The organism is Blautia sp. MSJ-9, from assembly GCF_018919065.1.
GTDB lineage: Bacteria > Bacillota > Clostridia > Lachnospirales > Lachnospiraceae > Blautia_A.
The window spans coordinates 14228-27533 of record NZ_JAHLQG010000049.1 but is presented as its reverse complement, the minus strand read 5'-3'; the positions used below and the strand labels follow the sequence as shown (position 1 = coordinate 27533).

The window sequence follows — 13306 nt, the reverse complement described above, 5'->3', positions numbered from 1 at the left end:
GCTTAGTTCTTACAATCTTTTATCCTTATGTGCCAGCTTCATAAGCTATAAAAAAACAAATACGGCTACACTGTATCTGAAATTACTTTACAGATATACCGTAACCGTATTTTTATATTCTATCTTTATACTTATGTCGAACTAACAAACTCATTTTCTTTACTGTCCACTTAAGTTGGTTGAATCCTATTTCTGTCTTACTTAAATATTATTCATCCTCATGATGCTTATGATGTTCATGCCGTTTATGATGCTTGTCATCTGACTTATGATGATGGTGTCCATGCTTATGTTTCGCATTCCCGCACACCTCACATCCAACCTCGATCTTACCCTGTGTATCCTCATCCCAGGTTCCATAGGATATCTTTCATAATACACAGACTGATGGTCTGGTAAAGAATAATGCCGCCCATTTTGGCTCTGTATACAAACAGTTCGCGTCCAAAATAATCACAGATCCTTCCCAGTACTTCTCCTTCTTTGAATGTCTCGCCCGGCTGTTTCGCAGGGTACCAGCATCCTGATACAGGTGCATCCTCATAGATAACAGGACTTACTTCTACCGGTGGTTTGCCGTGCATATGGGATTTTCCGCGAAGAACTCCCAGATGTCTGAGGATATTCTTCACATCGTGAACATCTTCTGCGACCAGGTCTTCACACCAGCGGGAACTGTGTCCACGTTCCAGAAGGATACTTGGGATTCCCATGCTTCCGGCATAATTGTAAGCTCCGCCTGTTCCGTACATGGAAGTTACCAGATAATCTACATGCGCAATCTCTGCCATCTCACGACTCTTTGCAGCTACTTCCGGTGCTGCTGCCCCTGTACAGTATACATAAGATACCAAACCCTCAAATCCATCACCGCAGTGCAGATCTACATAGTAATCTGCTTTCGGGAAAAATTCTGTTACAACCGTATAGGCGATTCTGTCACTGAGTGTACCATTCGGATTTCCAGGGAAAACTCTGTTCAGATTTTTTCCATCCTCATAAGTAAGACTCATGGTACGGTGCTCGAATCCGGTTCTGTTCATCAGACGGATCACAATGATATTTCCTGCGATCTTCTTCGGATCAAGTTCGTCTGCAAGCTGCATGGCAGCCTGTATTCCTACATATTCTGCATTATGTACCCCACCGGAGATCAGAACAGTCTCCCCCTCTTTTTCTCCACAGATCAGTGTTACCGGAATTCCAAATTCTGCCCCGATGATGTGCACAAATCCTGATACTTTCTCACCCGGTTTTGCTTCCAGGTCTGCTACTCGTAATGTTCGCATCAAATCTTCTCCTTCCACTCATTCCATCTCTGCCAGATCTTATCATCCACTGGCAGGCTCTTATTTCATTCTGTAAATTCCACTTTCAATAGTTAGTTCTATAAAACTTTTATATTTTCAAACAGGGAGCCAATACTTGAAATATCAACTCCCTGCTTTTTACTTTTACCATACGTTCACATCGGATTAATTTTCTTCTATATGCTCTCTTCCCTGATTGATAATCGTCCGCACATGATCATCTGCCAGAGAATAAAAAATGGACTTTCCCTCTCGTCGGTTCTTCACCAGTTTGTTTTGCTTCAGGATTCTAAGCTGATGGGAAATTGCAGACTGTGTCATATTCAGTGCTTTCGCAAGGTCGCATACACATACCTCTGTTTCGAAAAGCACAAACAGAATACGGATTCTTGTAGAATCTCCGAAAATCTTAAACAAATCTGCCAAATCCTCAAGTTCCGTCTCTTCTGGCATTGTTTTATTTATAATTTCCATTGAATCTTCATGAATTTCATAATAGTCACAAGCCTCGTCTTTATGTTTTTCCACGCTTTCACCATTTTCCTTCCTGTCTGCAACTGTCTGTTATTCTATAAATTTTTGTAACTGTTCAGTACCTTCACAGTTACAGGTTTTTTACAAATAAAGTACGAATCGCATTTAATACCGCAATGATCATAACACCTACATCTGCAAAAATAGCCATCCACATATTTGCAATTCCCAGCGCACCAAGAATCAGACATAAAATCTTAATGCCAATCGCAAAATAAATATTCTCATATACAATATGAATACATTTTCTGGCAATCTTGATTGCTTTGGAAATTTTCAACGGATCGTCATCCATCAGCACGATATCTGCTGCCTCAATCGCTGCATCAGAACCAAGTGCACCCATGGCAATACCAATATCTGCTCTGGACAGTACCGGCGCATCGTTGATACCGTCACCCACAAATGCAAGTTTCTCTTTTTCAGATTTCTGATGAAGTAATTCTTCTACTTTGCTTACTTTATCTGCCGGAAGAAGTTCACTGTAAACTTCCCCAATTCCCAGTTCTTTTGCTACCTGGTCTGCAACACGTTTAGAATCGCCGGTAAGCATAACTGTTTTCTTGATGCCTGCTTTCTTCAATTCTGCAATTGCTTCTTTTGCATGAGGTTTCAGAATATCAGAAATAAGAATATGACCTTCATATTTTCCATCTACAGCCATATGAATTACTGTACCCACATGATGACATTCCTGATAGGAAATTCCAAGACGTTTCATTAATTTCGCATTTCCTGCTGCTACAGATATACCATCCACTTTTGCAGTCACACCGTTACCACTGATTTCCTCAATATCAGTGACTCTGTTTCTGTCAATTGGTTTTCCATATGCTTTCTGAAGACTCTTACTGATCGGGTGGGAAGAAGAACATTCTGCAAGAGCTGCATATTCCAGCAGTTTTTCATCTGAAATCTCATTATGATGAACTCCGCTTACTTCAAAAACACCCTGTGTCATTGTACCGGTTTTATCAAATACCACATAGCTGGTCTGTGCAAGTGTTTCCAGATAGTTGGAACCTTTAACCAGAACGCCCTGATTACTTGCTCCACCGATTCCTGCAAAGAAGCTTAAAGGAATACTGATCACCAGTGCGCATGGACAGCTGATTACCAGGAAAGTAAGTGCTCGGTAAATCCAATCACCCCACATAGTCGGTTTTCCCATGATCAAAAGTACGATCGGGGGAATAAAAGCAAGTGCAAGTGCTCCGTAGCATACAACCGGAGTATAATATTTGGCAAATTTTGAAATAAAATTCTCTGATTTTGATTTTCTGGAACTGGAATTCTCCACAAGTTCCAGAATCTTGGATACGGTAGATTCTCCGAATTCTCTGATCGTACGGATTTTCAGAACACCTGTCATATTGATACATCCGCTGATTACTTCATCCCCGGCTTTTGCATCTCTTGGAAGGCTTTCTCCGGTCAGAGCGCTGGTATTTAAAGTAGAAACACCATCAATGATCACACCATCAATCGGAACTTTTTCTCCTGGCTGTACAACAATTACAGTACCAATTTCAACTTCATCCGGGTCTACCTGTTCAAGTTTTCCATCTACTTCAATATTGGCATAATCCGGACGGATATCCATCAGTTCACTGATGTTACGTCTGCTCTTTCCTACTGCATAACTCTGGAAAAGTTCTCCGATCTGGTAGAACAACATAACCGCAACACCTTCGGAATAATCTCCAAGCAGGATTGCTCCCACAGTAGCTACTGCCATCAGGAAATTCTCATCGAATACCTGTTTATTTCTGATACCTTTAAATGCTTTCTGAAGAATATCATAGCCAATTACCAGATATGGAATCATAAACAGTCCAAATCTGACATATCCATCTATCGGCAATTTAGAAAAAAGCACGATTAATACCGCCGCTACGATGATTCTGATCAGCATCTTCTTTTGCTTCTTATTCATCTTAATACCTCACTTCTTATAAAACAGGACCGCCGCCAGAATATATATCAGTGGATAACCATAACCGCCTGATATATCTCTGTGCCGCAGTCCCTCTCTGCTAATTTACGACAATTCCCGTAAATATATTATCAACAGAAATCGTTCCTGAATTAAAGATAGATTTCGCAGTCGTCTTCTACTTTCTTGCAGTTTGCCAGAACATCTTTCATAACTGCTTTCGGATCCTGTCCTTCTTCAAATTCAACGATCATTTTCAGCATCATGAAGTTTACAGTTGCATCCTTAACACCTGCTGTATTCTTAGCAGCTTCCTCCATTTTATTTGCACAGTTTGCGCAGTCTACGTCGATTTTGTAAGTCTTTTTCATAGTATTTTTTCCTTTCCGTCTTATGAATATTTTTTCACATTATCATATGAGCACTTGTTCATTTGTTTATTTTATTATAACAGATTTTCGTCCTCTGTCAATAGCTTAATATTAGAAAAATAGCAAATATATAAAAACAGAGGATACCGCCTGATCATTCTTCCTGCCATATCCTCTGTGTCATCTATCATTTACAAAATGATTGCAATCTTTTTATTTAATTTTCTTATGGTAGAGTTTCCTGACTTTTGCCAGATATAAAACAGCAAAAGTAACACCGGACACAACCCATGATCCAATATAGATCCATACAATACATTCCATTGTTTTAAATGACGGTAAAACAAGCAAAATGCATACTACTCGAAACAGGCAAATTGTAAGTAATGTAGTAATCATCGGTACCAGCGTTTCACCCAGACCACAGCAGGCTCCTGAAAGCGCCTCTGCAACTGCATAAAATACAAAAAAAGGTGCCATCATCTGCATATATCTTACAACCAGCGGGATCAGTGTCGGAACGTCTTTCTGATCAATAAATAACGGTCCGATCAGTCCTGAACCGAAGTAAAGAACAAGACTGATAATTCCTACTGCGATTACAGATAACCCAGTACCGATCAGTGCTCCTTTCTTTACTCTCTTCGTCTTACCGGCACCGAGATTCTGTGCGGTATATGTCGTCAGTACAGGTCCCATAGAATCCGCGATCAGCCAGATCAGTAAATCCAGTTTATCACAGATTCCCCATGCCGCAATACTGTCAGTTCCCATTGTGTTGACACTTGCCTGAACAATAGAATTGGCAATCGGAAACAGCATAGACTGAAGAGCCAATGGAAAACCTTTGTTTAGCATCATTCCCATATGCTCTTTGCAGATTCTCATTGTTCTGATTCCTATCTTTTCTTCCAGGAAATCAGAAGTTCTGAGAAAATGCATAGTAAGTACCACACTTACAATCTGCGAAAGTACAGTAGCCGCTGCCGCACCTCCAACACCGGTATGCAAAAGCCCTACCATCATGAGGTCTGCAACAATATTTACCACGCTGCATACTACCAGTACATATAAAGGATTTTTAGAGTCTCCAAATGCCCGCAGGACTCCTGCCATCATGTTATAAAGGATCATTGCCCATATTCCGCCAAAATAAATGCGGCAGTAGATCAGTGATCCTGCACGGACTTCTTCCGGAACAGACATGATATCAAGCAGCCATGGAGAAAAAATTACACCGGCTACAGCACAGACAATTCCCAGAATACCGGCGAGTAAAAGAGCTGTCCGCACTGCACAATGCAGTCCTTCTTTATCTTTTGCTCCAAAATATCTGGAGATCATAATCGTTGCACCTGTTGCAAGTCCGTTCATAAAGTTAAGCGGAAACTTAAAAAGTGTATGCACAGAGTCAATTGCTGCAAGTCCGATTTTTCCGGTAAACTGACCAACAATAACCGCATCAACCGTTGTGTACAACTGCTGAATCAAACTTCCCGCAATCAGTGGAAGTACAAAAAGTAATAATGCTTTTCCTATATTTCCAGAAATCAGACTATCTTTTTTCATTATCTGCCACCTTTTTTGAACAAATGGCAGGCAACACTGTGACCGTCTTCTACTTCTATAAGATGTGGATTCTCCTTTTTACAGATATCCATGCAATGTTCACATCTTCCCTGGAACGGGCATCCCTGTGGAAGATCCAACGGGCTCGGAGCTTCACTTTCAATACTCTCAATTGGTTTGGAAAAGTCCATATTAATATCAAATACTGCACCCATCAGTGCTCTTGTATATGGATGCATCGCTTTCATATCGAGGTCTTTTCCAGGAAGAACCTCTACGAGGTTTCCAAGATACATAACAGCCACCTGATGTGCCACCAGCTGAACCAGTGCAATATCATGACAGATAAAACCAAATGTAATATTCTTTTCTCTCTGAAGCTTTGTAATCAGTTCAATTACGGTTTTCTGAACAGAAACATCGAGAGCTGAAGTTGCTTCATCCAGAACAACGATCTCCGGTTCCAGTGCCAGTGCTCTCGCGATCGCAACACGCTGACGCTGTCCACCACTCATATTGTGAGGATAACGATCTGCAAAATCTCCTGGTAATTCTACCATTTCAAGAAGTTTTCTGCAGACAGCATCCTTCTCCGATTTCTTAATCTTTTTGAAATTCATCAAAGGCTCACACACAATATCACGAATGTTCATTTTCGGATTAAAAGATAAGGTCGGGTCCTGAAATACCATCTGAATGTTCTGACGGTTATTTCTCAGTTCTTCTCCCTTTAATTTCGTGATATCTGTACCGCGGTACAGAATCTCACCCTCTGAAGGTGTATCAAGAGAAACCAGAAATCTCATAAATGTACTCTTACCACATCCGGATTCTCCTACCAGACCCAGTGTTTCACCTTTATACATTTTCAGATTAATATCATTGTTCGCCAGCAGAGTACGTCCATGTGATGCCGCAAATCTTCTGGTTACATGTTTCGCTTCCAGTATTACTTCTCTTTTTTCAGACATATCGTTCACCTCCCCGGGATGGAACTGCCTCCAGAAGTTTTCTGGTATATTCATTCTTTGATTCTTTCAGAATATACTCTCTTGTTCCCTGGTCTTCCATTTTTCCGTTCTTCATTACAACAATATAATCTGACATGTAGGCAGCTACACCCAGATTATGGGTTACTACAATAATGCCTGTATGATAATCATCTCTGAGCTTCATCATCTGACGCACGATCTGTGCCTGCGTTGTTACATCCAGTGCAGAAGTCGGTTCATCTGCAAGAAGAAGCTTCGGCTGATAAGTCATTCCCATCGCAATACCAACTCGCTGTCTCATACCACCGGATAACTGGAAAGGATAAGATTCCATAATATTATCCGGAGACGGAAGTCTCATTCGCTCCAGCATTGCGATTCCCTTACTCCATGCCTCTTTTTTGGAAATTTTCTCATGAGTAAGAATATATTCTGTGAATACTTTTCCGACTTTACGTGTCGGATTCATCATTGCACCACTGTCCTGAAAAATCATGGAAATATCAGAACCACGAAGTTTTCTCCACTGTTCCGGTGTATAGGATAAGAGGTCTTCTCCTTCAAATGTAATACTTCCTTCTGTGACCTTACCGCCACCTGCAAGAAGTCCCAGAACAGCACGGATAACAGTGGTTTTTCCACTTCCGGATTCTCCTACCAGAGAAACGATCTGTCCCTCTTTCATATCCAGATTAAAATTCTGAACAGTTGGAACATTTTTGTAGGAGATTGTCACATTATCTAATTTCAGCATGTTTATTCCTCCTACTCATTTCTTGGATCGAGGATATCACGGATGGAATCCCCAAGCATATTAAATACAACAACTACTACAAAAATAGCAAGACCCGGGAAGATCATCAGCCACGGAGCAGACTGCATACACGCTCTTCCTTCATTCAGCATATAACCCCATTCCGGTGCCGGCGGCTTCGCGCCAAATCCCAGGAAGGACATTGCTGCCAGTTCCAGCATCATGGAACCTATATCTGTCGCAGCAGTAATGATCAGTGTAGGAAGTGCATTTGGAAGCATATATCGAAACAGCATATACGGTGTTTTGGAACCGGTAACGATCGCTGCTGATACATAATCCCTGTCACGGATCTTCATAACCAGGCTTCGTGCCAGACGCGCATATTTGGTCCAGCTTACTACTACAATAGCGATGATCGCATTTTTGATACTTGCGCCCATAATACCTGCAACAGCAAGAGCAAGTACCAGTCCTGGGAAAGCAAGCATCATATCTGCAATTCGCATAATAACAGCATCAATGACACCTCCGAAATATCCTGCAAGGACTCCGGTAACAGTTCCCACCAGAAAGATCAGGGCAACAACACCAAAGGTTGCTGACAGAGATGCACGTGCTCCATAAATAACTCTTGAAAAAATATCCCTGCCCATTTTGTCGGTTCCAAAAATATGTTCCTTGCATGGCGGAAGCAGTGCATCTACCAGAGAACCTTTTAACGGGTCAACCCCTCTGGTTACCACCGGTGCAAATACTGCTGTCAGAATAATACAGACTGCAAGAATAGAAAACACGACAAAAGTTTTATTTGCTAAAAATCTGTTTTTCTTTTTCATGATTCTACTCCTTTAAACGCATACGTGGATCAATATAAACATAAGATGCATCAACGATCAGGTTAATGACCATATAAATCAGGGCAAGCCATAATACATATCCCTGGATCAGATTGTAATCACTGGATGTGATTGCTGAAACTGCAAGGTTTCCAAGACCCGGATAAGAGAAGATTACTTCTACAACACTGGTTCCTCCAAGAAGTGATCCTATGGAAAGACCAAACATTGTGATCAGCGGAAGCAATGAATTTGGAAATACATTGCCCCAGATAATCTTTGATTTCTTTACTCCTCTTGCCTGTGCACCGATCACATAATCCTGACTCAGTTCATCCAGCACCGCTGTTCTTACCTGTCTGGTATATTTGGAAGACATTGCAATCGCAAGTGTCAAAGCCGGAAGAAACAGACTCTTAAAGTCTCCCGCAGAACTGATAACCGGAAATGCATTGATATAAACACAGAATGCCAGCATTAACAGAAGTCCAACCCAGAAGTTAGGCATCGCACATCCGAGGAATGTAATTCCCCGGACGAGATAATCGATCCATTTATCTTTATATATGGCAGACAACATACCTAAAGGTACAGAAATAACCAGCATAAGGATCATGGCCATTAATGTAAGTTTCAAAGTCGGCCATAATCTGGCTGCAAGAAGTTCTGTAACTGGTTTATTTAAGCTGTATGATTTGCCAAAGTCACCTTTCAGACAGTTCTTAAGCCATCTGGTATACTGCACCAGAAACGGATCATTCAGACCAAGTTCCTCGCGTGTCTCCTGAACCATTTCTTCAGTAGGCATTACACCGGTTGCCGTGTACATGTTTCGTACAGGGTCACCTGGTGACATAAAGGTCAGTGCAAATGTAATAAAGCTGATACCGATCAATACGATCACAATCTGTAATAAACGCTTGATTATTTGCTTTTTACTCAAAAAAGACACCTCTTTTTATTTCTGTTTGTAACTATTCAGTAACTTCACAATTCGCAGACTTTTCTTATTCTGCAGGAGTAATTTCTGTTGACAGCCAGTAGTAATCTGCTGTATGGATATGTGCAGAACCAACTTTCTTACTGTAGATCATAGATGAGTTGTAGTATCCATCAATCAGAACCGCTGCATCATCTACCAGAATCTGCTGCATCTGGAAGATCAGATCTTTTCTCTTTTCCGGATCCATTTCACCTTTTAATTCTTCATATAACTTGTCATAGTCCGGGTTGGAGTATGCGCAGTAGCTGGTATCAGTTGCCCAGTTAGCCATATATGCCAGAGGATCTCCGGTACCAACAGTGATCCAGTTATTGTTATTAAAGTCATAATCCAGTGCTGCAAGTTTACTCCACTGATCATCTGAGCTTCCGTATTCAGGAACAACACCAATACCGATTTCTGCAAGATACTGTGCCTGAGCATCTGCAAAGTCATTCAGAAGACGGTTTTCATAAGAAATATATCTGAGGTTGATATTCTGACCATCCAGTTCACGGATTCCATCTCCGTCTGTATCAACGATTCCTGCATCATCCAGAATCTGTTTTGCTTTTTCCGGATCATAGGTATATGGATTTTCCAGTTTGTCATAGTCATAGTTCAGAGTAGAAGGCAGTACGGAGAATCCTGGTGTATAAAGTCCACCGATTGTTCTGGAATTACAGATTGTATCATTATCAATTGCCATCAGGATTGCCTGACGAAGTGTTTTGTTTCCAAGAACACCATCAAAGTTCATCCATGCAAATCCGCAGCGTACACCGGATGCAATATCAACAGTAAAGTCATCACTGTCCTGGAAATCCTGAATATCTGCTACATTTGTGATATTCTCAACCAAGTCTACCTGACCACTCTGGAGAGCCATTGTTTTTGCGGAGTTATCTCCCATGAACAGCAGATTGATCTTATCGTATGGAACATCTTCACGATAATACTCATTTGCAGCTAATGTATAACCAACACCTACACCATTGAATTCTTCAATCTTGTATGGACCTGTTCCAATAATTCCATTATCGTAGTTTTCAATATGTTCTACATCTGTGATTCCCATAGTTGGGTGGCAGAGCTGTCCTACAAGGTTTGCATATGGTTTGCTTGTTTTGATGTTAATAGTATTTGCATCATCATCTACAGTAACTTCTGCTTCAAATTCCAGATATTTCTCCGGTTTGGCAGATCCGGAAGGTCCTACCTCTTTCATGTGATCAAAATACTCTTTTACCTTTGTCGGAGTTAAATCACATCCGTCAGAGAATTTAATTCCGTCTTTCAGCTTGATCGTCCATTCTGTATGCTCGTCATTTACTTCATAACTCTCAGCAAGCCACGGGATAACTTCCATATTGTCATCGAATTTAAATAATGCTTCAGCAATACCATATCTCATAGCATTCCATCCACCGTTTTCATCATTTGCACTGTTTACACATCCATCTGTGTACATCTGACATCCGAAGTTTAAAACCTTCTCATCACCCTTCGCCTGTACAGTAACTCCCATTAATAATGCAACTGTTGTTGCCGCTGCTAACACAAGTAATTCTCTTTTTGTTTTTTTCATCCTTTACTTCCTTTCTTTTTTTGTTTCTTCGTTGTTTTTCTTCCTTCTCATACTGTCCATTCCTGTGATTTTGAACGAAAAAAAAGACAGATGCTCCCACATCCGTCACGAAATCTTACCATTAAAGAATCAAACATATATATGCAACACATGAAGTTGTAACTCTTAATCAGGATTTCTCGTCGTCCGCAAGAATCTCTTTTACCAGAAATAAGCAGGTCTCCTGACTTAAGCTTACCCATTTTCAGCACCTTCCCAGAAAAATATCTTCCAGTGGCATTCAGCTGAAAACCAACTATCACAGTGACGGGATCGTACCGGATTTACACCGGTTTCCCTTTTAATCAGACCAGCAGGACGCTTCTGCTGGTCTGAACTTATCTCTAAAATCATTAAATGACCGTATGAATACTCATTTATCATAACATACCATCATGTATACGTCAATTATTTTAGACTCTTATTTTCTATCTATTTTTCCGTAAATTTCCGGAATTTCTCAAAATTTGTTTCCGGTGTATAGGATTTCAGAACTTCCATCATATCCTCTACACTATATGTATTATCATACATTCCAATAGATAACGCATACTGCTTATTAAACTCATCTACTGAATCCGCTGTCCAGAATGACTGCTGCAGCCGGAAAGCACTTCCATCTTCACGGTAATCTTCTGCAAAGCCTTCCAGAGCATTTTTCATGGCAACAAATGATGGTGCAACGATAGCACCGTATTTTCCTACAAGATAGTCGATTCTTTCCTTGCCGTTATATCCCTTTTTATTAAACATTTCGTATGTATCTTCTGTAAAACAGTCAATGGAACCCAACAATACATCTGTACTGTTCTCTTCTTCATAAGCATCAATTATCTTGATAAAATCACTTGCGCTCACTACACTCAGAATAACATTATACTCTCCTGTATTCAGCGAATCAGCCAGCTTTTCATCCAGGTGATCTTTTGGATACCCCGGAACCAGAGTAATCTTAATGTCACTGCCTGTTTCAATTTCTTCAGTATCCTGCGTATTCACCAGTTCTTCTACAGACTTCTCATATGACAGGCCATATGCTTCCTGAAGCTTATTCAGAATACCAATCGTTCTCAGACGATGCATCTCATTACCGATAGCAGATCCTCCACATGCTATTATGTAATGATTCTGGTTATTCTGATCCTCTGAAACAAAATACTCCGCCATATTGGCAGCCGCATCCATTTCTGTTTCAACAGATGTTCCTATTGTTCCCAGAAAATAAGGATTATCCTTTACTTTCTCATACATTTCATCACTGATCGTTCCTGAGCCACGTACATAATACATACCATATTCTTCACATACCGGAAGAACTTCTTCAAGATCTGAGGAAAGGAAAGAAATAATTCCCTTTACATTTCTTTCATGAAGCTCGTTGATAAAGCTGATTTCTTCTTCTGCTGTACTTATACTGGAAGAATATAAAAACTCGACATCAAAAGCCATACCGACATAATTTTCAAAATAATTTCTAAATGCTCTTACTTCTGCATCATTCAGATTATATACGGACACTCCTATTGTCATTTTTCCGTCCTGATTTGTTGTATCACTCTGAGTGTCAGCTGCCATAACTGAAATACTGGTGCAGGTAAGCAGCATAATCATTGTCAATATAAAACTTATTATCTTTTTCATTCCTTTTTTACCTTTCTGTCGTATTTGTATAAAAATTCAAGTTTTCTTTTCTCACATCCTTTCCTGAAATAAAAAAGATCCTTTTCTTAAAATGTATTTTAGGTATAAAAATAAAGCCTTTCTTATACACCGTAAGAAATAACCTTTTTTAATGCAAGCAGGTCTCCTGACTTAAGTTCATCGCATTTTATCGTCTTCCCGCCTCTTAAGCAGTGACATATATGATAAAAAGCTCCCTTTTACAGTGGCGGGACCGTACCGGACTTGCACCGGTTTCCCTTTTAATTCCATATTACTGGAAACATGCATTATTTTTATAATATGATATCAGGGGCTAAAAGTCAAAAACTATTTTTACTCCGCGCTAAGGCTTTTCCCCAACTTCATTATATTTTTATTATATAATTCCATTTGGTTAACGTCAATAATTTACATCTAATATTTATATGTTTTTTTATTCACTTTTACTATGGTCTTGAATATTCAGATTCCAGTATCTATTCCATAATAAGGGTCTCTTTGCAGCACTACCTTCTCTTGTGGCATTTCTTTGTTTATGCTAAAATATTTTTACTACTATAAATGAGCAAATATCTAAAAGTGCACAAAATTCATAGCTGGTTGTGCACATTACGCGAACATTCAACTGCTTTATACTTTTTGCTATCCGCATACCGTGGATTCAATTGTACAGTTTTTCAAATTTGCTCATTTATAGTTTACTATATAATAAAAACTTACAGTATATCAT

Annotated in this window: 11 protein-coding genes and 2 riboswitches; all 11 genes read right to left on the bottom strand. The window is 40.0% G+C overall.

The genetic code is table 11. The annotated features are described in order from the left end of the window. Positions 1–344: 344 nt before the first annotated feature. The 11 genes from KQI87_RS14015 to KQI87_RS13965 all read right to left on the bottom strand — a co-directional run bounded on the left by KQI87_RS14015 (position 345) and on the right by KQI87_RS13965 (position 12555). Entirely contained in the window at positions 345–1289 is a 945-nt protein-coding gene (locus KQI87_RS14015) for a M14 family metallopeptidase (protein WP_216460666.1), read from the bottom strand. Positions 1290–1475: 186 nt separating this feature from the next. Next, positions 1476–1784: an ArsR/SmtB family transcription factor gene (locus KQI87_RS14010; RefSeq protein WP_081017038.1), complete on the bottom strand. Its 309-nt coding sequence runs from the start codon at positions 1782–1784 to the stop codon at positions 1476–1478. Positions 1785–1914: 130 nt separating this feature from the next. Then, positions 1915–3780 (bottom strand): heavy metal translocating P-type ATPase, encoded by a 1866-nt coding sequence (locus KQI87_RS14005; protein WP_216460665.1) that lies wholly within the window; start codon positions 3778–3780, stop codon positions 1915–1917. A gap of 152 nt (positions 3781–3932) precedes the next feature. Then, positions 3933–4151, bottom strand: coding sequence for a cation transporter (locus KQI87_RS14000; protein ID WP_055053315.1), 219 nt, complete (start codon positions 4149–4151; stop codon positions 3933–3935). 213 nt (positions 4152–4364) lie between these two features. Next, positions 4365–5720, bottom strand: a complete 1356-nt coding sequence (locus tag KQI87_RS13995; protein WP_216460664.1) for an MATE family efflux transporter — start codon at positions 5718–5720, stop codon at positions 4365–4367. Then, the gene (locus KQI87_RS13990) at positions 5720–6691 is read right to left on the bottom strand and encodes an ABC transporter ATP-binding protein (protein WP_055053313.1); all 972 of its coding nucleotides are present in this window, start codon (positions 6689–6691) and stop codon (positions 5720–5722) included. The genes KQI87_RS13995 and KQI87_RS13990 overlap by 1 nt, the downstream gene beginning before the upstream one ends. Further along, positions 6684–7466 (bottom strand): ABC transporter ATP-binding protein, encoded by a 783-nt coding sequence (locus KQI87_RS13985; protein WP_055053312.1) that lies wholly within the window; start codon positions 7464–7466, stop codon positions 6684–6686. The genes KQI87_RS13990 and KQI87_RS13985 overlap by 8 nt, the downstream gene beginning before the upstream one ends. A gap of 11 nt (positions 7467–7477) precedes the next feature. After that, a complete protein-coding gene (gene nikC / locus KQI87_RS13980; protein ID WP_008707164.1) occupies positions 7478–8305 on the bottom strand; it encodes a nickel transporter permease in 828 nt (275 codons plus the stop codon). 4 nt (positions 8306–8309) lie between these two features. After that, on the bottom strand, positions 8310–9257 hold the full coding sequence (nikB, locus tag KQI87_RS13975; RefSeq protein WP_306452298.1) for a nickel ABC transporter permease: 948 nt from the start codon (positions 9255–9257) through the stop codon (positions 8310–8312). 55 nt (positions 9258–9312) lie between these two features. Further along, entirely contained in the window at positions 9313–10875 is a 1563-nt protein-coding gene (locus tag KQI87_RS13970) for an ABC transporter substrate-binding protein (protein ID WP_196002694.1), read from the bottom strand. A gap of 196 nt (positions 10876–11071) precedes the next feature. Beyond that, positions 11072–11271: riboswitch (cobalamin riboswitch) on the bottom strand. Positions 11272–11346: 75 nt separating this feature from the next. Continuing rightward, positions 11347–12555, bottom strand: a complete 1209-nt coding sequence (locus KQI87_RS13965) for a hypothetical protein (RefSeq protein ID WP_117676950.1) — start codon at positions 12553–12555, stop codon at positions 11347–11349. A 139-nt stretch (positions 12556–12694) separates the two neighbouring features. Further along, positions 12695–12877: riboswitch (cobalamin riboswitch) on the bottom strand. Positions 12878–13306 lie beyond the last annotated feature (429 nt).

Coding starts and splice junctions, on each gene's coding strand:
- KQI87_RS13985 (WP_055053312.1), bottom strand. CDS start 7,466: ATGCTGAAATTAGATAATGTGACAATCTCCTACAAAAATGTTCCAACT.
- KQI87_RS14005 (WP_216460665.1), bottom strand. CDS start 3,780: ATGAATAAGAAGCAAAAGAAGATGCTGATCAGAATCATCGTAGCGGCG.
- nikC (WP_008707164.1), bottom strand. CDS start 8,305: ATGAAAAAGAAAAACAGATTTTTAGCAAATAAAACTTTTGTCGTGTTT.
- KQI87_RS14015 (WP_216460666.1), bottom strand. CDS start 1,289: ATGCGAACATTACGAGTAGCAGACCTGGAAGCAAAACCGGGTGAGAAA.
- KQI87_RS13995 (WP_216460664.1), bottom strand. CDS start 5,720: ATGAAAAAAGATAGTCTGATTTCTGGAAATATAGGAAAAGCATTATTA.
- KQI87_RS13965 (WP_117676950.1), bottom strand. CDS start 12,555: ATGAAAAAGATAATAAGTTTTATATTGACAATGATTATGCTGCTTACC.
- KQI87_RS14000 (WP_055053315.1), bottom strand. CDS start 4,151: ATGAAAAAGACTTACAAAATCGACGTAGACTGCGCAAACTGTGCAAAT.
- KQI87_RS13990 (WP_055053313.1), bottom strand. CDS start 6,691: ATGTCTGAAAAAAGAGAAGTAATACTGGAAGCGAAACATGTAACCAGA.
- KQI87_RS14010 (WP_081017038.1), bottom strand. CDS start 1,784: ATGGAAATTATAAATAAAACAATGCCAGAAGAGACGGAACTTGAGGAT.
- KQI87_RS13970 (WP_196002694.1), bottom strand. CDS start 10,875: ATGAAAAAAACAAAAAGAGAATTACTTGTGTTAGCAGCGGCAACAACA.